This is a genomic window from Burkholderia contaminans, from assembly GCF_029633825.1.
GTDB lineage: Bacteria > Pseudomonadota > Gammaproteobacteria > Burkholderiales > Burkholderiaceae > Burkholderia > Burkholderia contaminans.
This window is the reverse complement of record NZ_CP090641.1, coordinates 2,850,977-2,874,728: the sequence shown is the minus strand read 5'-3', so window position 1 is coordinate 2,874,728 and position 23,752 is coordinate 2,850,977. Positions and strand designations below refer to the sequence as shown.

17 protein-coding genes, 1 tRNA gene and 2 pseudogenes are annotated in these 23,752 nt (G+C 66.1%); 3 read left to right on the top strand and 17 right to left on the bottom strand.

Translation table 11 applies throughout. The annotated features are described in order from the left end of the window. Window positions 1–182: 182 nt before the first annotated feature. The 9 genes and pseudogenes from LXE91_RS43795 to LXE91_RS30535 form a co-directional block, all read right to left on the bottom strand. Window positions 183–677 (bottom strand): annotated as a pseudogene (locus LXE91_RS43795) (hypothetical protein); the annotation flags it as partial. Between the two features lie 137 nt (window positions 678–814). Continuing rightward, window positions 815–1,357, bottom strand: coding sequence for a glycoside hydrolase family 19 protein (locus tag LXE91_RS30570; protein ID WP_039370246.1), 543 nt, complete (start codon window positions 1,355–1,357; stop codon window positions 815–817). Then, the gene (locus tag LXE91_RS30565) at window positions 1,344–2,300 is read right to left on the bottom strand and encodes a bestrophin-like domain (RefSeq protein ID WP_223274292.1); all 957 of its coding nucleotides are present in this window, start codon (window positions 2,298–2,300) and stop codon (window positions 1,344–1,346) included. Before LXE91_RS30565 ends, LXE91_RS30570 begins: the two co-directional genes overlap by 14 nt. After that, window positions 2,297–3,355 carry a hypothetical protein gene (locus LXE91_RS30560; RefSeq protein ID WP_223274291.1) on the bottom strand — a complete coding sequence of 353 codons (1,059 nt, stop codon included), beginning with the start codon at window positions 3,353–3,355 and terminating at the stop codon, window positions 2,297–2,299. Before LXE91_RS30560 ends, LXE91_RS30565 begins: the two co-directional genes overlap by 4 nt. 34 nt (window positions 3,356–3,389) lie before the next feature. Next, window positions 3,390–4,049: a ribonuclease T2 family protein gene (locus LXE91_RS30555; RefSeq protein WP_135370718.1), complete on the bottom strand. Its 660-nt coding sequence runs from the start codon at window positions 4,047–4,049 to the stop codon at window positions 3,390–3,392. Window positions 4,050–4,128: 79 nt separating this feature from the next. Next, window positions 4,129–5,829, bottom strand: a complete 1,701-nt coding sequence (locus tag LXE91_RS30550) for a S8 family serine peptidase (RefSeq protein ID WP_052760183.1) — start codon at window positions 5,827–5,829, stop codon at window positions 4,129–4,131. A 161-nt stretch (window positions 5,830–5,990) separates the two neighbouring features. Next, on the bottom strand, window positions 5,991–7,118 hold the full coding sequence (locus LXE91_RS30545; RefSeq protein WP_135370719.1) for a hypothetical protein: 1,128 nt from the start codon (window positions 7,116–7,118) through the stop codon (window positions 5,991–5,993). A 198-nt stretch (window positions 7,119–7,316) separates the two neighbouring features. Further along, entirely contained in the window at window positions 7,317–7,493 is a 177-nt protein-coding gene (locus tag LXE91_RS30540) for a helix-turn-helix domain-containing protein (protein WP_232352778.1), read from the bottom strand. A 17-nt stretch (window positions 7,494–7,510) separates the two neighbouring features. Beyond that, the gene (locus tag LXE91_RS30535) at window positions 7,511–7,765 is read right to left on the bottom strand and encodes a response regulator transcription factor (protein ID WP_220497290.1); all 255 of its coding nucleotides are present in this window, start codon (window positions 7,763–7,765) and stop codon (window positions 7,511–7,513) included. A gap of 635 nt (window positions 7,766–8,400) precedes the next feature. Here LXE91_RS30535 and tkt point away from each other — a divergent pair. After that, complete coding sequence (tkt, locus tag LXE91_RS30530; protein WP_039370251.1) at window positions 8,401–10,455, top strand: transketolase; 2,055 nt, start codon at window positions 8,401–8,403, stop codon at window positions 10,453–10,455. Window positions 10,456–10,628: 173 nt separating this feature from the next. Here tkt and LXE91_RS30525 read toward each other — a convergent pair whose 3' ends face one another. Beyond that, window positions 10,629–11,675, bottom strand: coding sequence for an AraC family transcriptional regulator (locus tag LXE91_RS30525; RefSeq protein WP_039370254.1), 1,047 nt, complete (start codon window positions 11,673–11,675; stop codon window positions 10,629–10,631). A 58-nt stretch (window positions 11,676–11,733) separates the two neighbouring features. Here LXE91_RS30525 and LXE91_RS30520 point away from each other — a divergent pair, with 58 nt between their 5' ends. Next, window positions 11,734–12,789: an SDR family oxidoreductase gene (locus LXE91_RS30520; RefSeq protein WP_039370256.1), complete on the top strand. Its 1,056-nt coding sequence runs from the start codon at window positions 11,734–11,736 to the stop codon at window positions 12,787–12,789. Window positions 12,790–13,036: 247 nt separating this feature from the next. Here the strand turns inward: LXE91_RS30520 and LXE91_RS30515 are convergent. The 7 genes and pseudogenes from LXE91_RS30515 to fdnG form a co-directional block, all read right to left on the bottom strand. Then, window positions 13,037–13,132 (bottom strand) — tRNA-Sec (locus LXE91_RS30515). Between the two features lie 32 nt (window positions 13,133–13,164). Beyond that, window positions 13,165–15,088: pseudogene (gene selB / locus LXE91_RS30510) on the bottom strand (selenocysteine-specific translation elongation factor). After that, window positions 15,085–16,524, bottom strand: a complete 1,440-nt coding sequence (gene selA / locus LXE91_RS30505) for an L-seryl-tRNA(Sec) selenium transferase (RefSeq protein ID WP_039370259.1) — start codon at window positions 16,522–16,524, stop codon at window positions 15,085–15,087. The pseudogene selB and the gene selA overlap by 4 nt, the downstream one beginning before the upstream one ends. Window positions 16,525–16,597: 73 nt before the next feature. Continuing rightward, the gene (fdhE, locus tag LXE91_RS30500; RefSeq protein WP_172625571.1) at window positions 16,598–17,533 is read right to left on the bottom strand and encodes a formate dehydrogenase accessory protein FdhE; all 936 of its coding nucleotides are present in this window, start codon (window positions 17,531–17,533) and stop codon (window positions 16,598–16,600) included. 390 nt (window positions 17,534–17,923) lie between these two features. Continuing rightward, window positions 17,924–18,550 (bottom strand): formate dehydrogenase subunit gamma, encoded by a 627-nt coding sequence (locus LXE91_RS30495; protein ID WP_039370262.1) that lies wholly within the window; start codon window positions 18,548–18,550, stop codon window positions 17,924–17,926. After that, complete coding sequence (gene fdxH / locus LXE91_RS30490) at window positions 18,547–19,461, bottom strand: formate dehydrogenase subunit beta (RefSeq protein ID WP_039370264.1); 915 nt, start codon at window positions 19,459–19,461, stop codon at window positions 18,547–18,549. The genes LXE91_RS30495 and fdxH overlap by 4 nt, the downstream gene beginning before the upstream one ends. Before the next feature lie 10 nt (window positions 19,462–19,471). Continuing rightward, window positions 19,472–22,543, bottom strand: coding sequence for a formate dehydrogenase-N subunit alpha (gene fdnG, locus LXE91_RS30485; protein WP_083264170.1), 3,072 nt, complete (start codon window positions 22,541–22,543; stop codon window positions 19,472–19,474). 142 nt (window positions 22,544–22,685) lie between these two features. Between fdnG and LXE91_RS30480 the strand changes: the two genes are divergently transcribed. Next, a complete protein-coding gene (locus tag LXE91_RS30480) occupies window positions 22,686–23,630 on the top strand; it encodes a YihY/virulence factor BrkB family protein (protein WP_039370270.1) in 945 nt (314 codons plus the stop codon). Window positions 23,631–23,752: the final 122 nt, after the last annotated feature.

Here is a 23,752-nt window from a genome sequence, read left to right as displayed (position 1 = left end):
CCGTTGTCATGCAAGTCCATGTAATAGATCGGACGACGCCTTTCGATACGCTCGCCGTGGGTCAGTGTGCGCTCGTAGACACGCGCGATGGCACCGCTTTCTCCTTCGTCACGGCATGTCATGTCGAGCCTGTCGTAGAAATCGTGCGCCTTCACGTGCGAGGTCAGCTGCATGCGAACCCTCTTGTCGTCACTGACGCCCTCAGTCACGCGCTGCACAGCCTCATTGAGTATCTGGATGCCCAGCCCCTGTCCTCGCGCGTTCCTGTCTACGCACAGCACATGCAATTCAACTTGCTTCGCGATGTCGGTCGCCTTCGACGTCTTCGGCACGAAGGTTTCGTAAGCGAATACGCCGATCGGCGTCGCCTTCTCATACGGTATCGCACCATTCACGCCAGTGTCCTTGCAAAGGTATCGGGCCAGCTCGGGCTGTTTCGGCCTCGACTGGACGAACAGGCGCGCGCCATCGCCCTGCTTGGAATGCCCGCGGTGGAGCGGGTAATAGTTGCCATAGAGCCAGTAATCGTCGGCATGAACCCAGTCGGGGCTGCACAGCGAGTTGACGGTATTGTCGACATCGCCGGTGCTTTGCAGATGATGCAGGTCTTTTCCCCACGTCGAATTCAACGCGCTCCCCTCTTTCACGGTGACACGCTGGCATTCGATTTCCGCCATTGCGTACCCTGGCAGCGCGCCCACCGCGATCGCCGCCGCGATCAACGCACCCCGTATCGTTTTGAATTCACCCCAGATTCGCGCGTTCATGATATTGCCCTCCGTTGGTTGGTCAGTCCTCGCTGCATGCCGCACACTCACAGACACATCGCCTGCTTCGCGATCGCCCATCGGCGCATCCGGTCCTCGAGTCCGTTGACGCCGCCGTTGATGCGTTTCGTCAGCGACACGAAATCGCCCGAGTCGGCGATCGCGTTGCAACCGTGCCGCGCCCACCACCAGGCCGCCGAACGCGCGGCCAGCGGTTCGTGCTCGAGGCGTTCCGGCTCGCGCTCCAGATCGACACCCAGCGCGTTGCCGCATTCGCGATAGTTCGTACGCCCCGTGATCTGGATGAGCCCGCGTCCGAGGAAGCGCCTGCCGTCGCCCGGCTGAGCATTGCCGAGCTCGATAGCCTTGCGCGACGGCGGCTCATACGCGCGCTGCGCGGCTGTCGGCCCCCACAACTCGCGCGTGAGCGTGAAGCCGAGCGTCTCGTGGCCTGTTTGCGCGACGAACGCCGCCACGCGTGCAGGTGTCGAAATGCCGAACTCGGCCATCGCGTCGGCAAGCGCCGGATGCCAGCGTTGCGCGAGCGTGGCGGACACGGCGGCGGCGGCCCGGAATTCATCGAGTGTCATCGTGGTCTCCTTGCATCTGATCAGGCAGGCGCGTGGTGCGCTCGCCCGGCGGTGGGGAAACGGTCGTGGCGGACGCCACGGCCGCGTCGTCCGCGCGCGTCCGCCGCCGGCTGCGCGGCAATGCCGGAACGTCGCGCGACGCGGCCGGGCCGCTACGCCGCGATTGCCCGTCCATCGCAGCGACGATCGCGCGCAGCGGCTCGGGCTTGACGCTGACTTCGCCCGCGAACGGACGGTCGACGGCAAGCACGAAGAAGAACGCGAGGCCGAGCGTGAGCGCCCAGCTCGTCACGAGCGCGATGTGGAAACGCGTACCCGGGAGGAGGTAGAGCAGCAGAAACGACAAGACGCTCGTGAGCACCACCACGCCCCACAGCGTGACCGGCATCGCCGCGTCGAGCGTCAGCAGGCGCTGTTCGCGATGCTTCGCCATTTCGTTCGCTCGCGCGAGCACCTCGCCGAGCAGCACGCGCTGCCGTTCGCTGCGCGGCTCGATCCGGTTCGCCAGGTCGAACAGGAGATCGAAGCGGGCCGCCGCCTGCGCATCCGCGCTTGCCTGCTGCTGCATCTTCGGCCACTCGTCACGGACGACGCCGTCGAGATAGGCACGCAGCGCGTCGCGCGCCGCATTGGCGACCGGGTCGCCGAATGCGGCGAGATCGCGCGACAGCTCGCCGGCCGCGGTCGCCTCCGCCTCGACGGTGTGCTCCGCGCCGTTGTAGGCGTCCCACACGCTGATCGCCGAAAACGCGATGAGCAACGAGTTGATCGTCGTGATGACCGACACCATCGTGATCGCCATCGCCCGCTGCTCGGGCAGCAGGTCGACGGGCAGGATGCACCGGAACAGCGCATAGGCGCCCAGCGCTGCCGACACGGTTGCGATCACGATGAACAACCCCATCAGCCACGACGGCCAGTTGTAAAGAAAGAGCATGGTCATTCCCCGATTGCGCTTGCGCCGTCGCGACGCCCTGCCTGCGGCACGTCCGCCGACAGCATCGCGCGCGTGAAGTCGGCGAGCCGCTGCTTGATTGCATCGGGCGGCATGCCCGCTTCAAGCGATTGCTGGAGCCGCAGCAGATCCGCCGCGAGTTCGCTTTGCCATTGCACGCGCTCGGTCGCCGCATGGGCGCGATGCGCTTCGAACGTCGCCTGCGCGGCGGCAGCGGTATCGCCGCGCACGAGCGTCTCGAGCGTCTCCACGAGCCGGTGCAGCAGCCGATGCACGGCCGTCGCCGAAAACCCGCCGAGCATCGCAAGCGCCGGCTTGCCGAAACTGCGCATGCTGCCGCCGTCGTACAGGTGCGGCGGCAGCAGCTCGACCAGGATCAGGCCGGCGATCACGCCGAGAATCAGCCGCGCGCCGTACGACGCGTCGTACTTCGGGTCGTAGGTCGAATTCGCGACGTAGCGATGCGCCTGGAACAGCGTGGCAAACGATGCGCCGAGCCCCGCGCAGAACAGCAGGAACAGCGCATTCCACAGCAGTTGGGTGCCGTGCGAATCGAGAAACCCCTGGTCGATATTCGCGACGGACACTTCCGGCGACAGCGACGTCGCGATCACGGCGACCAGGAACGTCGCGGCGGACAGCGTCAGCGCGCGAATCAGCGGCACGGGCCCCAACCACGCAAGGCGCGAGCGGACGCGCAGTTCGCGGTCGAGCAGCGTGACGGCCTGCGGCGTGGCCGGTGCGATCGCAACGGCAAGCCGGCGATGAATCGCGGCAAGCGCGTACGATGCGCCGTGCACCGACGACGCATCGGCCACCGCGGTATCGGCCGCGGCATGCGGCACCCCGGCCATCAGCATCGACAATTGCGCGATCAGGTCGGGGGCGACGGCAATCCCGTGCTGCAACGCGTAGCGCGCCATCGCGCTGCATTCGATCAGCAACTGCCCGACCAGATCGCGCCTCGACGAGGCTGCGTCAGCGCCGTCCGCGGCGGGCGATTCGTCCGCCTGTGTCCTGAACCACGAACGATGCGTTTCCATGTCGACTCCCCCGCGTGTCGGCTCGCAACGTGCGCTACAGCCGCACTTCGTCGCCGCAATTGCCGCCCTGCGCCACGACGAGCATGCCGCCCTTGTCGCGATACACGAACACGTCGGACCAGTCGCGCAGCCGGTAGCGCACTTCCGCGAGCCGTCCGTCGGGCGTGCACAGGAACTGCACGGACTTGTCCGCGCCGAGGAAGAAATCATGCAGTTGCGCGTTCTTCAGCTCGTCGAGCCGCACCACCTTGTTGTCATGCTCGCCGAGGTAGCGGCCGAGATTCGTGAGGCCGACCGCACGCGCCATGGCCGCGATCTCGGCGGCGTAACCGGCGGGCGCGTACCCCGTGCAGCTTCCGTAGCGATTCCAGTGCTGCTGGAAATCGTCGGCGCTCGCGGGTGCGATATACGGCGCGGCATCGTCGGACAGCGTGCCGGCCGGCACCGGCGCCGTGTCGCAGTCGCGCCGCGGCGTATACAGGCCGATCGCCGTGATCCGGATCGGCGCGCCGTCGGCGGCCTGGCGCACCGCTGACGGCTGGCCTGCCGTGCACGTCTGGGCACCCTCGCCGCCGACGCACGCACCGAGCTTCCAGGACAGCGCCAGCGTCCAGTCCTGCGCGTGCGCGCCGGCTCCGGTCAGAATCAGGCTGGCGACGCAGGCAGCCCGGGTCATGCGTAACAGGGTCGACATGATGTGGTTCTCCTCGTGTGTGTGTGACGATTTGCGCCGGCCGACGAATCGGCCGACGGCCGGCGCGGCTCGCGCGCCGTCAGCGGCCCGCCTGCTGCAACAGCTGCCGAAGGTTCTGGAAGCGCGGCAGGCCTGCGCCGAAGCGGTTCGTGACGTCGTACTGAACGATCGGCGTGCAGATCATCCGGATCAGCTGAAACAGTGCGGCGACGCGCTCCGGCCTGCGCGGCCCGAGATGGCCGGCGATCTGCGGATCGCTCACCAGCAGCGCCGCGAGCCCCGTGATGTGCGGCGCCGCCATCGAGGTGCCGGATTCGGCGTTGAACGCCGCGCCCGGCACCGTCGATACGACACCCACCCCCGGTCCGCACACGCCGATCTGCGGGCCGTGGCATGAGAACGTCGGCGAGAAGAGGCCTTCAGCCGTCGCAGCCTGCGCGACGATTTGCGTTTGCTCCCACGTGTTGACGGGCAACTCGCGATGCAGTCCCAGCGCCGACACCGCGAGCACGTATGGCGACGACGCCGGGTACTGGACGGGTCCGCCCGAATTGCCGGCCGCGACGATACATGCGACGCCCGATTGCACGGCCTCCATCAGCTTCTGCTCGACCGCGAGCGACGCCTGCGGTGCGCCCAGGCTCAGGTTCACGACGTCGATGTCGTGATCGATGCAATAGTCGAGCGCCTGGATCAGCGTGCTGAACTGGCCGCCGGGAAAGATCTTCAGCACGTGAATCTCCGCGTCGGGCGCGAAGCCGCGCATCGCCATCTGCGCGTCGGCAGCCTGCGGACTGATGCGCGCGGCGATCACGCCCGCGCAATGCGATCCGTGGCCGATCACGTCGTCCTTCCACGTATCCGGGTTCTGGTCGTTGGTCAGATCGGCGCCGCGCACGATATGGTTCAGCAGCGGATGGGACGCGTCCGCCCCCGAATCGACGATCGCGACGCGCACGCCGCGCCCCGTCGCCGTGGCGGGAAGCTCGTCGAGGCCCATCAGGCGCTGCCCCCACCCGAAGGGGGCATGCGGCGGCACGTTCGGGTTCGGCTGCGACAACGGCGTCAGGCGCACCACATTCGCCTGATCGCTCGACAGCAGCGGCGCCGACAGGTGGACATTCCAGTACGTGTGCGACGGCCGCACCGCCAGCGACTGGAGCGGACCGGGCGCCATCTGCGCGACGGCCAGCGTCGTTTCGCCTCGCGCGTCGGTCGTGCCGCTCACCGGGAAGCCGTCGCCCGTGAGCGTCACCGGAATGCCGGGTTGGGGCTGATCGTCCGCGCCCAGCACGCGGATCGTCACCGGGCGCAGGATGGTCGACGCAATCGCCGCCTGCGGACGAAGCTCGGCCCCGGACTCCTGTTGCGGCTTTTTCCCGTAGCCGAGCGGATGGTCCTCCTCGACGATCATTTCCGGCGGCGCCGTCGCCTGCAGCAGCTGCGCGTGCGCGGGGTCCATCTTGACGACGTACGTGTCGGTCGCCTCGTCGGGCCGCGCGGACATCATCTGTGCATTCTTGTGGCTATTGATCACGCGCACGACTTCGACGCCGGGCAGCCGACCGACCGCATTGTCGAGGTCGTGGGCCGACATCGGGGTCACCGCGGCCTGGCGAGCAAGCACGCCGCGCCGGGGCGCAATCAGATACTGGCGCTTGCCGCTCGTCACATGAACCGCTTCATCGGCCGAATCGGGCGGCACGACATCCGGTGCGGCGGCACCGTCCGCCGGCACGGCTGCCGCCTTCGCGGCGGCGGGCTTCTTGTCCTTGTCCATCGCAATCTCCTTCGTGGCGCGACACTCGAGGCACGCCGTGGGTCAGTCGGTCGCAAGCGACGGACGCGCGCCCCGGAGCGATCGGGTCGTTGCGCGACGCGCGTCCATCGGATACGCCACCGCGGAGGCCGCGGGTGGCGCAGGTCTACTGTCGCGACAGGTCAGTGGAATGCCGGCTGGGCGGGGATCGCCGCGAACGGCAGCAGCCCACCGAGCCGGCCGAGCAGCTCGCCGAGTACCGGCGCGGCGGTGCCGATCACGGCGCCGCCGATGCCTTGCGGCGCGAACGCCGCCTGCGGCTGAGCCGAGAACGGCAGCAACCCACCCAGTTGCCCGGCGACGGTGCCGACCGTCGGTGCGACCGATTTCAGGATGTCGCCGAACACGCCTTGCGGTGCGAACGCCGCCTGCGGCTGGACCGAGAACGGCAGCAACCCACCCAGTTGCCCGGCGACGGTGCCGACCGTCGGTGCGACCGACTTCAGGATGTCGCCGAACACGCCTTGCGGTGCGAACGCCGCCTGCGGCTGGACCGAGAACGGCAGCAGTCCACCCAGTTGCCCGGCGACGGTGCCGACCGTCGGCGCGACCGACTTCAGGATGTCGCCGAATACACCCTGCGGTGCGAACGCTGCTTGGGGTTGAGCCGAGAACGGCAGCAACCCGCCGAGCCGGCCGAGCAACTCGCCGAGCACCGGCGCGGCCGTGCCGATGACCGCACCGCCGATACCCTGCGGCGCGAACGCCGCCTGAGGCTGGGCCGAGAACGGCAGCAGCCCACCCAGTTGCCCGGTGACGGTGCCGATCGTCGGCGCGACCGATTTCAGGATGTCGCCGAATACGCCTTGCGGTGCGAGCGCCGCCTGCGGCTGCGCAGCGAACGGCAACAGCCCGCCGAGCCGGCCGAGCAGTTCACCGAGCACCGGCGCGGCCGTGCCGATGACCGCGCCGCCAATGCCTTGCGGCGCAAGCGCCGCTTGCGGTTGAGCCGAGAACGGCAGCAGCCCACCCAGTTGCCCCGCGACCGTGCCGACGGTCGGCGCGACCGATTTCAGGATGTCGCCGAACACGCCTTGCGGTGCGAACGCCGCCTGCGGCTGCGCGGCGAACGGCAGCAGCCCGCCGAGCCGGCCGAGCAGCTCGCCGAGCACCGGCGCGGCCGTGCCGATGACCGCGCCGCCGATGCCCTGCGGCGCGAACTCCCCTTGCGCAACCGCCGTCGCGTAAGCCGGAACATATCCCGAGACCGCGTGCGATACCCCCGGCAATGCATGGTGTACATGAGTCATTTTCGAATCCTTAATGAAGAGGAATCAGTCGGAGCACGACTCGCAGGCCCTGCGTCGTGTGCGCCGTCGACATGCCGGCCGTCCACGCATCCATCGGCCCGGTACGCATGGGTCGGCGGAAACATCGGACGAATCGGCAGATCGATTCTGCGAGTCGGGTCCTGCCGGTTCCATACGGCAAATGCGGTACGCGTCTCGCTACGGCGAGCCGGGCTCGGTAACGTGAAAGGGAACGGGGAGCCAGCCGGACAGCACGGCCGTATGGAGAAGCGCGCAGATGTTGGGCGAGCCGGTCTTGCCGAGAAGATGCGCGCGATGCTTGCGGGCGGTCTGGTCGCTGATGCCGAGCGCGCGAGCGACCTGCTTGTCGCTCATGCCGGCGGCAAGCAGATTCAGGATTTCGCGTTCGCGCGACGAGAACGGGTCGGGACGATGCCGAATACCGTTTTTTTGAGCACATCAGGAAAAAGAGCGAAATAGCGCATGGTCAGCTCCGCCGATTTCCTGAAGCCGAATTTATTGAGGAGATTTTCGCGATGCTTGCGCGCGGTATAGACGGAAACGGACAGTTCGGCCGCGATTTCACGGTCGGTAAGGCCTCGCGAAATCAGGCCCAACACGACTGTCTCACGTGTGGTGAGTTTCAATATGGATCCCCGTCGACAATTGAAAGGGCATCCCCTTCTTTGTCACGGGAGCGGCGGTCTCCTTTGAGCACTCACGACAACCTCACGGGCGACCGGACATCTCTCTTGATGCACGCGACATACCACGGCGGATGCGCTTGGAAATGCTTTTTCTATTTCTGGGTCGCCCATTGCAAAACGACTTTTTGATTATTTGCGGCTGCAGGATCGTGAGACCAGCCGTGTGCCGACCATTTGAATTCAGGGCGATCGTGAGCATGCATCATACGCCGAGCACTCGATTTCTCATGATGATTGATATCACTGATTGAATCGATCGCCATGACATGCACTCAACTTGCATTTCATTTGTGAATTTATATTTTTGTTTATTATTTCAATCATTAAAAACAAAAATGAAAACTTTCACCCGAACATTACAAAATAACGACATCGACTTCGACGATTGAAAGCGATCCGATTGGCACAACGGGAACGCGAAGCCGTCTGAACACCATCGCCGACTGCTACGCTCGAGGGCCCCCACGTCACCATGGCGACGTTGGGATCGTCGTCACCCGACGTGACAGTCGCGCCGGGAAAGGCATGGATATTGCGCCGCGGCCTCATCCTTCCGAGCCAAAACAGGAGAACCGATGAGTGATCCCACCGCACATTCCCGGGCGACGCCCAAAGCCGTGCCGCCCCCAAGAGACCCACATCTTCGCGCGCTGGCGAACTGCATTCGCTTCCTTGCAATGGATGCCGTCCAGAAAGCCAACAGCGGTCATCCTGGTGCGCCAATGGGATTGGCTGACGTCGCGACGGTCCTGTTCAAGGAATTCATGCAATTCGATGCATCCGCGCCCCACTGGATCGATCGAGACCGGCTGGTGCTTTCCAACGGACACGCGTCGATGCTCCTCTACAGCCTCCTCTACCTGACGGGTTATTCCGACATGACCCTGGACGAGATCAAGCGCTTCCGGCAAGTCGGCAGCAAGACGCCGGGCCATCCGGAGTACTCGCACGCCGAGGGAATCGAACTGACGACCGGCCCCCTCGGACAAGGCCTCGCGGAGTCCGTCGGAATGGCGCTGGCCGAGCGCATCATGAATGCGCACTTCGGCGATGATCTTGTCGATCACTACACGTACGTATTTCTCGGTGACGGTTGCCTGATGGAAGGCATCAGCCACGAGGCCATCTCCTTGGCCGGCCACCTCCGGTTGGGCAGACTGATTGCGTTTTGGGACAACAATTCGATTTCCATCGACGGCGCCACCAGCCTCGCGGTCTCGGACAACGAGATCGAGCGCTTTCACGCGGCCGGATGGCGCGTCCTGGAAATCGACGGTCACGACACGGATGCGATTCGGCGCGCTATCGAAACCGCTCGAACAACGAATGACAGACCGACCTTGATCGCATGCAGGACGATCATCGGGTTCGGCTTTCCGACGAAGGCCGGGACCGAGCGCGCGCATAGCGACGCGCCGGGCGAGGACGAAATCGCGGGCGCACGACAGACCCTCGACTGGCATTCGCCGCCGTTTGAAATCCCGGATGACCTGCTGAAGGCATGGCGAGAGATCGGGGCGCGCGGCCGCAACACGAGACTCGCGTGGGAAGAACGCGTCGGCCGGGCGCCGCAGGCGCTGCGTACCGAATTCGAGCGGCGCAATGCGGGCAAGCTTCCAGATGACTGGAAGCAGGCAATTGCCGCGGCACGGCAGGCGTTTATTGCCAGTCGTAGTGAAATGGCCACCCGCAAGGCCAGCGGCGAAGTGCTGGATCGTCTCTTTGACGCGATTCCGGAATTGCTCGGCGGCTCGGCGGATCTTACGGTGTCCAACAATACGAAGACGAAGAATCAAATCGCGATCGAGCCTGGCCAGTTCAAAGGTTCGTATCTCCACTACGGCGTCCGCGAACACGGCATGGCCGCTGCAATGAACGGCATTGCACTGCATGGCGGCCTGATTCCGTACGGCGGTACCTTCCTTTGTTTTTCGGACTACTGCCGCCCGGCGATCCGGTTGAGCGCGATGATGCGGGTGCGATCCATCTTTGTGATGACGCACGATTCGATCGGCCTCGGAGAAGATGGCCCGACCCATCAGCCCGTCGAACATCTCGCGGCACTTCGGGCCATTCCGCAGCTCGCCGTGTATCGGCCGGCCGATCCAATCGAAGCGGCAGAGTGCTGGGAACTGATTCTCGAACAGCCCCGCAGGGCTGCGCTCCTCGCATTGTCGCGACAGCCGGTCCCGCTCGTGCGCAACGAGCCCGGCAACGACAACGAGTCGGCGCGTGGCGCCTACATTTTGCGGAAGGCCGATGGCGGACCGCGCCGACTCACGCTGCTCGCGACAGGCTCGGAGGTTCACCTCGCTGTCCAGGCTCGCGACATCCTGCAGAAGGAAGGTGTGCCGACGACCGTTGTATCGATGCCGTGCCGCCTGCTCTTCGAGGAGCAGCCACGCGATTACCAGGAGGCTGTGCTGGGCGCGTCTCCTGCGAGAGTCGCGGTCGAGGCCGCGGTCGAACTGGGATGGGAGCGATACATCGGCCCGAAAGGCCGATTTGTCGGCATGCACAGCTTCGGCGAGTCCGGAAAAATCAACGACGTGTACGAGAAATTCGACATCACGGTAGAGGCGATCGTTCGTGCCGCGCGGGACGTGCTGCGAGATAACGGCATGCACTAGTCGAGCACGCGACAACGCAGCTGTGTCGGGCGGCGTGCTCCCCGCGCCCGCCGTCGAACTGCTGGACGCGTTGCGTCACCTGACAGGATCCTTGCGTAAGGAAGGGCAACGCCTGTCTTGAGGGCCGTGAATCCGACATGCCCGCGATCCGATCCGCGGGTCGCTCGCGCATTTCACCGAGGTTCCGATGGAAGCGACTGCAGCGTCGAACCGGTAGCCTCGACGTCCGCACGAACGCGGCCCCGCTCTCCGCCCACGCCTTCAGAAGCAGTCCGTACGATATGACGATACGCCTTCGGCGAATGCCCGGACATGCGCTTGAACGCATGACTGAATGCGCTTTCGGACGAGTAGCCGAGCGACTGCGCAAGCACCGCGACCGGCATGTTCTCGTCGCGCAAACGGCGCTCGGCAAGACGCATGCGCCACTCGCCAAGATAGGCCAGCGGCGCGACACCGGCGCTCGCCCTGAAGTGAGAAGCGAACGTGGTCCGCGACATCGCACACGCGGCGGCAAGCTCGTCCAGATGCCATGAACGAGCGGGATCGCCGTGCATCAGTCGCAATGCGGGGGCGATGCGCGGGTTGCCGAACGCGCGCAGCCATCCCGTCAAGGACGCGGACGTTTTCAGATGTGCGCGCAGTATCTGAATGAACAGCAGTTGGGAAAGCTGGGCCGATACGAGTTGTGCCCCAGGCAGGTCGGCTGCACGCTCTTCCACGAGTTGCTCGAGAAGCCAGCGGACCTTCACGGCCTGCGGCAAGACGGCCGGCACGTGAATCCATGGCGGCAGAACGTCCGACAGCAAGCTGCCCGTGACCGGATCGAGCAGTACGTGTCCGCCGATCTGCGCGAAATCGTCGCCATCGCCCAGTTTCACCGTCGACTTTCCGGCGCCCGAGAACAACGCCATCGCGTCGACCGGCGGAACGCAAGGGTCGCTTGCGAGGACGAAAGACCGCTTTGCCGTCAGCAACCCGACGTCACCGCGCCCAAAGCGGATGGGCGTTTCTTCTCCGTCGATGGAAACCCAGCACGCGCCCTTTACCACCGCAAAGAACTTGATCTTGTCCGGTGCCGGAAATCGAACGGCCCAAGCGCCGCCGGCGGAGAAGCCTCCCGTCGCCAGCGATTCGGCGTTCGTGAGTCTCAGGATGTCGGAGAAGGGGTCGTCACTCATCATCGTACTGTCGCGCAAGTAAATCGCACTATAGAGCATTAACAAGCCGCGGGCCGGGTCTTAACCTCCCGGTTCTTCATCCTCGACAATCAACGACATGAACAGCAATACCAGCCTCAAATCGGTTCTCGTAACCGGCGGCACCGGCTTCATTGCACAACACTGCATCCTGGCGCTGCTGAATCGAGGCTATCAGGTGCGAACCACCGTTCGCTCGCTCACGCGCGAGACGCAGGTGCGCGCCCAGCTCGAACGAGGCGGCGCAGCACCCGGAGATCGTCTGTCATTCGTCGCGGCGGATCTCCTCGCTGGCGACGGCTGGCAACAGGCAACCGCCGGCTGCGCCTACGTCGTGCATGGCGCGTCGCCCACGCCCACCGGCACGCAGACGAGTGAGGGCGATTGGGTCAAGCCCGCCGTAGCAGGCACGCTGCGCGTGCTGCGTGCGGCGCGGGACGCCGGTGTAAAACGCGTCGTGCTGACCTCTGCTTTCGGTGCGATCTGCGCCGGACACGGGCCAATGAGCCGCCCCTTCGACGAGACCGACTGGAGCAACCTGACGGCCGCCGACGTCTGGCCTTATCAGAAGTCGAAGACGTTGTCGGAACGCGCGGCGTGGGATTTCGTCGCGCGAGAAGGACGCGGCATGCAACTGTCCGCGATCAATCCGGTGACGGTTCTCGGGCCCGTGCTCGGCGACGACTATTCGCACTCCATCCGCCTGATCCGGGGCATGCTGGACGGCCAGCCGGGCAATCCGCGAATCAATTCCGGTTTCGTCGACGTGCGCGATGTCGCCGACCTGCACGTGCGCGCGATGACCCACGAAGCCGCGAACGGCGAGCGCTTCATTGCCATCGCCGGCGAAAGCATGTGGCTCGCCGAAGTCGCGCAACTGCTCAAAGCGCGCATGGGGGATGCCGCGCGCCATGTGTCCACCCGGGTGCTGCCCGATTGGCTGGTACGCATCGGCGCACTCAGGGATCCCGCGCTGCGAGGATCGCTGCCGCTGCTCGGCCGCAATCTGAACGCTACCAGCCAGAAGGCCATCCGCTTGCTCGGCTGGTCGCCCCGTCCACGCGAGGACGCCATTGTCGCCACGGCCGAAAGCCTCGTGCGCCTCGGGCTACTGCGTGATGCCAGCCGGCGATAGCATCCGCACGGCTGCCTGCCGCTGCCATCTTGTTTCGGCCTGAAAATAGGGGAGCCTGCGCGCCGAAAGCTCGTGTCTCCGGTTTTGTTCCTGTCTTCCACGGAGGCTCCATGCCTGACACCACCACTGCCCGTCTGTGCGGAACACGAGTGGAAGCCGCAAGCACACCGCCACCCAAAGATCACTTTGAAATCATCGATCTGCGGGGCGTTGACGGAAGTCGCCGGAATGCGCGGGAAGCCATGACTGGCGGAAGGCAGCAGGAGTCGAACCTACCCGGGAGTGTCTGACACCCCCAACTGGATTTGAAGTCCAGCCGTACCACCGGATACGAATGCCTTCCGTGGGAAAAAGAAACCGAAGAACAACGAGCGCCTACGCCTGAATACCCGCCCAACCGCTGTCAGGCCGCAGGTAGTGAAGATCGCGGTGGAAGCGAGATACCCAACCCGATCGAAGAACTCGAGAATCTGGATCGCGCGCTTGCGACCGAGCCCCGTCGCGTCGCGGAACGTCGCCGCATCGAGCCCGCCGCCGCGCGACGGCGCGAGATGCGCGACCAGCGCCGCCAGTTCGCGCGCGACGTCCGCATGATAGAACAGGTCGCGCACGACCTGTTGCACGTCGCCGCGCCGCGCGAGCTTGCGCAGCAGCGTGCGCACCGCGTCCTCGGCCGCGCCCGTGTCGCGGGCCGGTCGCGCACCCACGGCGGATCGAAGCGCCCCGCATGCAGCAGCGGCAGCAGTTGCTGCGCCAGCACTTCCTCGCGCGGCTCGAGGCTCACCGAATGCGACGGCAGATGCAGCCACGGCCCGCTGCGCGCGACTTCGCCGCCCGCGACCAGCGCATCGACGAGCGCACGCCACAGCGCATCGCCGACGAGCGGCGCAGCCATCCGCCGCAGGCGTGCGGCGTCGAGCCCCTGTTCGTCGGGCATGCGTTCGTGATACGTGCGCAGCGTCTCGATTGCCCGCGTCTGCAGCGCGCGCCAGTGCACCTGCGAAATCACCGCGCCTTCGTTCGACGCGGCATCGCGTTGCCCGATCGCCAACGCATCGCCAGGCAACGCCAGCACATTCGGCGCGAACCCCGTCAGGTGCGTGAGCGTCGTCCGCGCAATACCGAGCGGCGCCTGCGCGAGCAGCGCATCGAGGCGTCCTTCGTCGAGCCATTCGGCCAGCGCATCGAGCCACGCGCGGCGCTGGGGTGTACGACGCTTGCGTGCCGGCCCGAATGGATCGAGCACGCGGCCGCCGCCGACGGTACGCGTTGCCTGCGGATTGCGGACGATGAAGCGGTCGCCCGGCAGCGCGAACACCGGCTCGTCGAACACCAGCTGCACGCGCATCCGCTGGCCGGCCGCGAGCGTGTCGCCGTCGAGCAGCGCGACATGGGCCACGCGATGCAGCGTGCCGAGATGCACGTGCAATGGCGCCCAGTGCGTCAGCGTGAGCCCCGCATCCTCGAGCAGCGTCAGTTCGACGTCCAGACGCGGCGACGTCGCGACGAGCCGCGCATCGGCGACGGTATCGCCGCGTTCGACATCGGCCTTGTCGACCCCGGCCAGATTCAGCGCGCAACGCTCGCCCGCGCGGCCGGCCTCGACCGGCCGGTTCTGCGCGTGGATACTGCGCACGCGGGCCGCACCGCCCGTGCGCACGATCGCGAGCGTGTCGCCGGTCGCGACGCGGCCCGCGAACGCGGTGCCCGTCACGACGGTGCCCTGCCCCGCGAGCGTAAACACGCGATCGACCGCGAGCCGGAACAGCCCGTCATCGCGCCGGGCGCGCCACGCGATCGCCGCATCCGCCAGGTAACGTTTCAACGCAGCGACGCCCGGATCGTCCGCGGCAGTCGCACGCGTTTCGAAGATCGGCACGCCGGCGAGCGTCGAGTCGTTCAGCCACGTGGCGATCTCGTCTCGCACGTCGGCCACCCGCGCAGGGTCGACGCGATCGCATTTCGTCAGCGCGACGGCGCCGTGCGTGACGCCCAGCAGCTGCAGGATCGCGAGATGCTCGCGCGTCTGCGGCATCACGCCGTCGTCGGCCGCAATCACGAGCAGCGCGAAGTCGATCCCGCATGCACCGGCCGCCATCGTATGAATCAGCTTCTCGTGGCCCGGCACGTCGATCAAGCCGAGCACGTCGCCGTTGTCGAGCGGCGTATACGCGTAACCGAGCTCGATCGAGATGCCGCGCGCCTTCTCTTCCTTCAGGCGATCGGTGTCGACGCCCGTCAGCGCGCGCACCAGCGTCGTCTTGCCGTGGTCGATGTGTCCGGCGGTACCGACGATCATGCAGCGGGCCCCGCGAGCGGCACGCATTGCGCGACGAACACCGCTTCGTCGGCGGCTTCGAGGCAGCGCAGGTCGAGCCGCAGCGCATTGTCGGCCACGCGCCCGATCACCGGGCGCGGCCATGCGCGCAGCCGTTTCTCGAGTTGCGCCAGCGCGCGACCGCCGCGCTTGCCGTCCGCCGTGCGCACGACGAGCCCGGCGCTCGGCAACTGGTCGACCGGCAGCGCGCCGCTGCCGATCTGGCTGAACATCGGCTCGACCGTCACGTCGAAACCGCTGCCGAGCGCGGCCTGCAGCGCCGGACGCACGCGTTCGGCAGCCTCGGCGATCTCGCGCTGCGGGCGCGTCAGCAGCCGCAGCGTCGTGAGCCGGTCACGCAGGAACTCGGGCGACTGGTAGAGGCGCAGCACCGGCTCGAGCGCCGCGAGCGTCAGCTTGCCGACGCGCAGCGCGCGCTTGAGCGGATGCTTCTTGATCTTCGCGATCAGCGCGCGATCGCCGACGATCAGGCCGGCCTGCGGGCCGCCGAGCAGTTTGTCGCCGCTGAACGTGACAACGTTTGCGCCGGCGGCAACGGTTTCCTGCACGGTCGTCTCGTGCGGCAAACCCCATTGCGACAGGTCGGCGAGCGTGCCGCTGCCGAGATCGACGGCCACCGGCAGCCCGTGCTCGCGTGCGAGCGGCGCGAGTTCGGCGAGCGTCGCCTCCTTCGTGAAGCCGCTGATCGCGTAGTTGCTGCAGTGAACCTTCATCAGCAGCGCGGTGCGCGGGCCGATGGCGTCCGCGTAGTCGCGCAGATGGGTGCGGTTGGTGGTGCCGACTTCGCGCAGCCTGGCGCCCGCGCGGCTCATGATGTCGGGGATGCGGAATGCGCCGCCGATCTCGACCAGCTCGCCGCGCGACACGACGACTTCCCGCTTCGTCGCCAGCGCCGACAGCGCCAGCAGCACGGCCGCCGCATTGTTGTTGACGACGGTCGCGGCCTCCGCGCCCGTCAGTTCGCACAACAGATCGTCGATCAGGTCGTCGCGATCGCCGCGGCGGCCCGTGGCGAGGTCGAATTCGAGGTTGACCGGCCGCGTCAGCACGTCGACCACCGCGCGCACCGCGTCGTCGGGCAACAGCGCGCGCCCGAGGTTCGTGTGCAGCACGGTGCCGGTCAGGTTGAACACGGCGCGCACCGCGCCCGCGCTCTGCGCGGCCAGCGCATGCGCGACGGCCGCGGCGATGCGCGGCTCGTCGAGCGGCTCGGCCGCAGCCGGATCGTGCTGCGCGGCGGTACGCCAGCGCTCGAGCTCGGCACGCACGGCGTTCAGCACGCGCGTGCGGCCATAGTCGGCGAGCAGCGGTTGCAGCGGCGCCGACGACAGCACGCGCTCGACAGACGGTACGCGCGCAAGCACCGCATTCAATTCATTCAAACCGGGTTCGGTCACGTCGTGGTGGCTCCAGTCTCATGCTTCGCAGCGGGCCGGCGCCGGTGCTCGCGCACCGCGCCGGCCCGTGCCGTCAATTGGCGTCCCGCGAGACATCCGGCCACAGCAGCGGGTTCGGTGAACTGCGCTGGTAGCCGGCCTCGTTCATCAGCAGGTCGAGCGTGAGACTCGCGAGATCGTCCGCCAGCGGCTCGAACTCGTAGTCCTTGTCCTGATAGCCGATCTTGCGATAGGTCTTGCACTCGTCGCACGATTCGGCCTTGACGGCTTCGCTGCCGCCCTCGATCCCGTGATACGCGATGCCTTTCGTCGAATCGCAGTGCGAGCACTTCGTGCGCACCATGTGCCACTCGGTCGTGCACAGCCCGCATTGCAGGAAACGGTAGCCCTGGTACTGGCCGCCCACCCTCACGACGCTCGCGACCGGATGCGTGCCGCACACCGGGCACAGCCCCGGCTGGTCGAGATACGGGACGTCGGCCGGCGGAATGCGGCTGGCGAGGTCCGTCCAGACGACCTGTAGCGCGGCCATCAGGAACGGCGCGGTAGCCGGGTCGACTTCGGCGAAACGCAGTGCGAGGATCGCGTCGGCTTGCGCGTCGAGTTCGGCGGGCGCCATCAGGCGCAGCCGGTCGAGCAGCTTCGCGAGCTGCGGGTTGACGAGCCCGGCGCCTTCGACGCGGTCGAGCAGTTCGTACAGCACGGCGCGCCAGCGCGGATCGCGCTCGCCGTCGAGCGCCGGCACGAGCGGCATCGAATGCTCCTGCGCACGCGCGATCGCTTCCTTCGACGGCAGCGGCAGTTCGAGCGTTTGCAGCGTCGCGTGCTGCGCATCGGCGACGGTGGCCATCAGCCGCAGGTAGCCGCTGATCGGGTTCAGGTCGGCCAGCTTGCGCAGCCGCGCGGCGCGCGCCGAGAACGCGGTGGCGCGCTCCGGCAGGCGAAAGCGCGGGATGGCCGAATGATCGAGTGTCGAGATCTCGGTCGGTTCGAGAATGCGTTGTGTCACAGATATGTCTTCCAAGGGGTCTGTTTGCGCATGGAACGCGCATGCGTTGCCACGAGACGGGCCGCTCGCAAGACGCGCGACGCCGCGAATACTGACGTATTCGCAAGGAGCGCAACGCAGCGAGCGGCCCGTCTCGTGGCAACCCCAAATTTAAAAATATAGTCCACGGGAATGCCCGAAATCGCCCACATGGCGGCGTCGTTCGTCTCTTGTTTGGCTCGGCCAAACGGCGCTCCTCACTCCTTGCCCTGCGAGCGATTTCGGGCATTCGCATGCGCGTTCCATGCGCAAACAGACCCCAAACAAGCGCCGACAGGTCGGCGCTTCAGGCGGTTCCGACGGCTGACGGAGCAGCCCGCCGCGATCGGCGAGCCGCCCCGCTCCGGTGCGTTATTTCACGCTTTCACGGAACCACTTCGGGTGATGCTTGCGAGCCCAGCCCAGCGTGACGGTGCCGCGCACCATCGCGCCGATCGAGCCCTTCACCCACAACGCCGCGTAAATGTGCACGATGATGCTCGCGATCAGCACGAAGGCCGCCACGGCATGCACGACAGCGGCCGCGCGGATCACCCCGATCGGGAAGTAGAACGAGAAGTAGCGCCGCCAGATCACGACTCCCGACAGCAGGAGCAGCAGCAGGCACGCGACCAGCGTAAAGAATAGCAGCTTCTGCCCGGCGTTATAGCGCCCGACAGGCGGCAGCTTGTCTTCCTGGTTGGTCAGCACGTCGCCGATCTGCTTGAGCCACTGGCGATCGTCCGCGTCGAGCGCGTTGTGGTGCCAGAAGCGCACCACAAGGATCGCGAACGACACGAACATCACGAGGCCGACGAACGGATGCAGGATCCGCGTCCACTGGCCGCCGCCGAACAGCGCGGTCAGCCAGAACATCGACGGATGAAACAGCGCGAGCCCGGACAATGCGAGCAGCACGAACGTGATCGCGGTGATCCAGTGGTTCGTGCGCTCGTTCGCCGAGTAGCGGACGATCAGGTTGGGGTCGTCGTGTTTCATTTCGCGTCCTCCTTGATGCGTCGCGCCTCGTCTTGCGCGGCCTTTTCCTCTTCGTCGCTCACCTCGTTCGGACCGACCCGGACATAGTGGAAGAACCCGGCGAGCGCCGTCAGCGCGATGCCGGCCACCGCGAGCGGCTTCGCGATGCCCTTCCACAGCTTCACCATCGGGCTGATCGACGGGTTGTCGGGCAGCCCGTGGTACAGCGACGGCTTGTCCGCGTGGTGCAGCACGTACATCACGTGCGTGCCGCCGACGCCCTGCGGGTCGTACAGCCCCGCATGCTCGAAGCCGCGCTCCTTCAGGTCCTCGATCCGCTCGGCCGCGTGCTGCTTCATGTCCTCCTTGGTGCCGAACACGATCGCGCCCGTCGGGCAGGTCTTCACGCAGGCCGGTTCCTGGCCGACCGCGACGCGGTCGGAACAGAGCGTGCACTTGTACGCGCGATGATCCTTCTTCGAGATCCGCGGAACGTTGAACGGGCAGCCGGTCACGCAATAGCCGCAACCGATGCAGTTCTCCTCGTGGAAATCGACGATCCCGTTGTTGTACTGCACGATCGCGCCCGGGGACGGACACGCCTTCAGGCAGCCCGGATCCTCGCAGTGCATGCAGCCGTCCTTGCGGATCAGCCACTCGAGGTCACCGGCCGGGTTCTCGTATTCGGAGAACCGCATGACCGTCCACGAATGCTCGCTCAGGTCGGCCGGGTTGTCGTACACGCCGACGTTGGTGCCGACCTCGTCACGCAGGTCGTTCCACTCCATGCATGCCGTCTGGCATGCCTTGCAGCCGATGCACTTCGATACGTCGATCAGCTTGGCGACACTCCCGGTCACCGGTTCGCGCACCGTGGGCGGTGGCGTCGTGGTGGCCGAGACGCGCTTGATATCCAGCGATTGCAATGCCATCTCTTTCCCCTTACGCCTTTTCGACCTTCACCAGGAACGACTTGAATTCCGGTGTATAGGAGTTGCCGTCACCCACGGACGGAGTCAGGGTATTGGCGAGATAGCCGGGCTTCGTCAGACCCTTGAAGCCCCAGTGCAACGGCACGCCGACCGTCTGGACCTTCTTGCCGTCGACCGTCAGCGGCTTGATCCGCTTCGTGACGAGGGCGACCGCGATGATGTAGCCGCGCTTGGACGACACCTTCACGCGCTCGCCATGCGCGACGCCGACTTCCTTCGCGAGGTCTTCGCCGATCTCGACGAATTGCTCGGGCTGGATGATCGAGTTCAGCCGCGCATGCTTGGTCCAGTAGTGGAAGTGCTCGGTCAGCCGGTACGTCGTCGCCACGTGCGGGAAATCCGCCACCTTGCCGAACGACGCGCGGTCGTCCGGGAACACGCGGGCAGCCGGGTTGTTCAGCGCCTGCGGGTTGTTCGGGTGCAGCGGGTTCGCGTCGAGCGGTGTCTCGAACGGCTCGTAGTGCTCGGGGAACGGACCTTCGTTCATCCCCGCCCGGGCGAAGAAGCGCGCGACGCCTTCCGGGTTCATGATGAACGGCCCCATCCCGTTTTCGGGCGATTCGTCCGCCTTGAAGTCGGGAATGTCGGCCCCCTTCCACGCGCTGCCGTTCCAGCCGATCAGCTTGCGGGTCGGGTCGAACGGCTTGCCGGCGACGTCGCACGACGCGCGGTTGTACAGGATCCGCCGGTTCGCCGGCCACGCCCACGCCCAGTTCAGCGTCTGGCCGATGCCGGTCGGGTCGGAGTTGTCGCGCCGCCCCATCTGGTTGCCGGCCTGCGTCCAGGCACCACAGAAGATCCAGCAGCCACTCGCGGTCGTGCCGTCGTCCTTCAACTGCGCGAACGCGGCCAGCTGCTCGCCCTTCTTCACGAGCGTCTTGGCCGGATCCTTCGGATCGGGCAGATCGGCGAGCGCCTTTCCGTTGAACTCCATCGCGAGCTCTTCGGGCGTCGGGCTTTCCGGGTTCGCGTACGGCCAGGTCAGGTTGACGATCGGATCCGGGTACTTGCCGCCGTCCGTCTGGTACATCTTGCGCATGCGCAGGAACAGCCCCGACATGATCTCGAGGTCGCTGCGTGCCTCGCCCGGCGGCTCCGCGCCCTTCCAGTGCCATTGCAGCACGCGGCTCGAACTCACGAGCGAACCGTTTTCCTCCGCGAAGCACGTGGTCGGCAGACGGAACACCTCGGTCTGGATCTTCGACGAATCGACGTCGTTGTAGTCGCCGTGATGCTTCCAGAACTCGGAGGTTTCGGTCGCGAGCGGATCCATGATCACGAGCCACTTCAGCTTCGCGAGGCCGGCCGCCGTCTTCACCTTCGACGGCGACGCCGCAAGCGGGTTGAAGCCCTGGCAGATGTAGCCGTTCATCTTGCCGGCATTCATCAGCTCGATCACCTGCAGCAGGTCGTACTGCTTGTCGAGCTTCGGCAGGTAGTCGTAGCCCCAGTTGTTCTCGGCGGTCGCCGCGTCGCCCCACCAGGACTTCATGAAGCTCACGTGGAAGGCCTTGTAGTTCTTCCAGTAGCTCAACTGGTTCGGCCGCAGCGGCAGCTGCACGCGCTTCTTGATGTAGCCGTCGAAATCCTGCTCGGCCTGCATCGGCAGCGTCATGTAGCCCGGCAGCAGGTTCGACATCAGCCCGAGGTCGGTCAACCCCTGGATGTTCGAGTGCCCGCGCAGCGCGTTCATCCCGCCGCCGGCGATGCCGATGTTGCCGAGCAGCAGCTGCACCATCGCGCCGGTGCGGATGATCTGCGCGCCGATCGAGTGGTGCGTCCAGCCGAGCGCGTACAGCACCGTGCCGGCGCGGCCGGGAACGGCCGTGGTCGCGAGCATCTCGCACACCTTCAGGAATTTCTCCTTCGGCGTGCCGCACGTCTGCTGGACCATGTCCGGCGTATAGCGCGCGTAGTGCTGCTTCAGCAGGTTGTACACGCAACGCGGATGCTGCAGCGTCGGGTCGACCTTCACGAAGCCGTCGTCGCCGCGCTCGTAGTCCCAGCTCGACTTGTCCGGGTACGCGTGTTTCTCCGCGTCATAGCCGGAATAGATGCCGTCGTTGAACGCGAAATCCTCGCGCACGATGAACGAGAAGTCCGTGTAGTTCTTCACGTACTCATGCTGGATCTTGTCGTTCGTCAGCAGATAGTTGATGACGCCGCCCAGGAAGACGATGTCGGTGCCGGTGCGGATCGGCGCGTAGTAGTCGGCCACCGAGGCCGTACGCGTGAAGCGCGGGTCGACGACGATCAGCCGCGCCTTGCGGTGCGCCTTCGCCTCCGTTACCCACTTGAAACCGCACGGATGGGCTTCGGCTGCATTGCCGCCCATCACGAGAATCACATCCGCGTTCTTGATGTCGACCCAATGGTTCGTCATCGCTCCACGGCCAAACGTCGGGGCAAGACCTGCCACCGTCGGGCCATGTCAGACACGCGCCTGATTGTCGAATGCGAGCATCCCGAGACTGCGGATGGTCTTGTGCGTCAGGTAGCCGACTTCGTTGCTGCCCGCCGACGCGGCCAGCATGCCGGTGGTCAGCCATCGGTTGACCTTCGCACCGTCTTCCGCCGTCTCGACGAAGTTCGCGTCGCGATCGGCCTTCATCAGCTTCGCGATGCGGTCGAGCGCGTCATTCCACGAAATCGGTTCCCACTTGTCCGAGCCGGGCGCACGATACTCGGGGTGCGTCAGGCGGTTCGGGCTGTGGATGAAGTCGATCAGGCTCGCGCCCTTCGGGCACAGCGTGCCGCGATTGACCGGATGGTCGGGATCGCCTTCGATGTGGACGATGCTCGGCTGGGCGTTTTTCGCGCCGTCTCCGAGGCTGTACATCAGGATGCCGCAACCTACTGAACAGTAAGGACAGGTGTTGCGCGTTTCGACTGTGCGCGCCAGCTTGTACTGTCGGACTTCGGCAAGCGCTTCGGATGGAGAGAAGCCCATCAGGGCTAGACTCGATCCGGCAAGCGACGTAGCCGTCACCTTCAGGAACTGGCGCCGGGACATTTGTAGCATGGCTGGTCTCGGCGTTATTGTGGGGGTGAGGAAACTGAAAGGAATTATAGACAGTTCGCGCAACTATGTTCGAATCCTCGGATCAATACTGAATTGTCTGATTACCAACGATGATCCGCGTTCCGCGCGCCACCGACCCGTCATGAAACGACAGATCACCTCCGAAGCCACCCGTCTCGCGCAAGAACAGGCCAACTGGGCCCTCACCGCGTTCAAGCGCTTCTCGTCCGACCGCTGCTCCGCGATGGCCGCGGGCATCGCCTTTTTCTCCGCGTTCTCGCTCGCGCCGATGCTCGTGATGGTGATCGCCGTGGCCGGCTGGTTCTACGGCGACGATGCCGCGCGCGGCCAGGTGTTCGAACAGGCCCACCAGCTGATCGGCGACGACGCGGCGGCCAGCATCCAGACGATCGTGCAGAACGCGCACCGCGCGGGCGAGCGCGGCGGCCTGGCAACCCTGATCTCGTTCGCCGCGCTCGCGATCGGCGCGTCGGCCACCTTCGCGTCGCTCAGCGCCGCGCTCAGCGTGATCTGGCCGGCCACCGAGAACCGCTGGTCGAGCATGCTCGGGCTCGTGCGCGTGCGGCTGATCTCGTTCGGGCTGGTGCTCGGCGTCGCGTTCCTGCTGATCGTGTCGCTCGTGCTCGACACCGCGATCACGTTCGTCGGCACCTGGCTGCTGGGGGATTCGCCGTATGTGATCGTCACGAACCTCGTGCAGTTCTTCGTCGGCATCGCCGTGCTCGCGGGCGCGTTCGCGTCGTTGATGAAGTTCCTGCCCGATGCGCGCGTCGCGTGGCGCGACGCCGCGATCGGCGGCATCGTGTCCGCGATCCTGTTCTCCGGCGGCAAGAAGCTGTTCGCGCTGTATCTCGCGCATGCGGGCACCGCGAGCGCGTTCGGCGCGGCCGGATCGTTCGCGGTCCTGCTGATGTGGCTGTACTTCTCCGCGATCGTGCTGCTGCTCGGCGCGGAATTCGCGGCAGCCCGCGGCAACGCGCATCGGCCGGCCGAGGATTCAGCGCCGGCCGCGGCCGCTCGCGTTGCTCAACCTGGCCGCGCCGACCATCGCCCGCGCGACGACTGATTTACCCGCCGTCTGCAACCGGGCGCGCATCGATCGCGCGCGCCCGGCATACCCGCCCGCCCCTTTGCAACCCCTGAGTCCGCCGCGCATTCGTGCGGCGTCAACGCGCGCTTGATACGTCG

Bases quoted from the DNA above. Each gene is read 5' to 3' on its own strand.
- LXE91_RS30570 (WP_039370246.1), bottom strand. From the start codon at position 1,357: ATGACACTCGATGAATTCCGGGCCGCCGCCGCCGTGTCCGCCACGCTC.
- LXE91_RS30565 (WP_223274292.1), bottom strand. From the start codon at position 2,300: ATGACCATGCTCTTTCTTTACAACTGGCCGTCGTGGCTGATGGGGTTG.
- LXE91_RS30560 (WP_223274291.1), bottom strand. From the start codon at position 3,355: ATGGAAACGCATCGTTCGTGGTTCAGGACACAGGCGGACGAATCGCCC.
- LXE91_RS30555 (WP_135370718.1), bottom strand. From the start codon at position 4,049: ATGTCGACCCTGTTACGCATGACCCGGGCTGCCTGCGTCGCCAGCCTG.
- LXE91_RS30550 (WP_052760183.1), bottom strand. From the start codon at position 5,829: ATGGACAAGGACAAGAAGCCCGCCGCCGCGAAGGCGGCAGCCGTGCCG.
- LXE91_RS30545 (WP_135370719.1), bottom strand. From the start codon at position 7,118: ATGACTCATGTACACCATGCATTGCCGGGGGTATCGCACGCGGTCTCG.
- LXE91_RS30540 (WP_232352778.1), bottom strand. From the start codon at position 7,493: ATGAGCGACAAGCAGGTCGCTCGCGCGCTCGGCATCAGCGACCAGACC.
- tkt (WP_039370251.1), top strand. From the start codon at position 8,401: ATGAGTGATCCCACCGCACATTCCCGGGCGACGCCCAAAGCCGTGCCG.
- LXE91_RS30525 (WP_039370254.1), bottom strand. From the start codon at position 11,675: ATGCTCTATAGTGCGATTTACTTGCGCGACAGTACGATGATGAGTGAC.
- LXE91_RS30520 (WP_039370256.1), top strand. From the start codon at position 11,734: ATGAACAGCAATACCAGCCTCAAATCGGTTCTCGTAACCGGCGGCACC.
- LXE91_RS30495 (WP_039370262.1), bottom strand. From the start codon at position 18,550: ATGAAACACGACGACCCCAACCTGATCGTCCGCTACTCGGCGAACGAG.
- fdxH (WP_039370264.1), bottom strand. From the start codon at position 19,461: ATGGCATTGCAATCGCTGGATATCAAGCGCGTCTCGGCCACCACGACG.
- LXE91_RS30480 (WP_039370270.1), top strand. From the start codon at position 22,686: ATGAAACGACAGATCACCTCCGAAGCCACCCGTCTCGCGCAAGAACAG.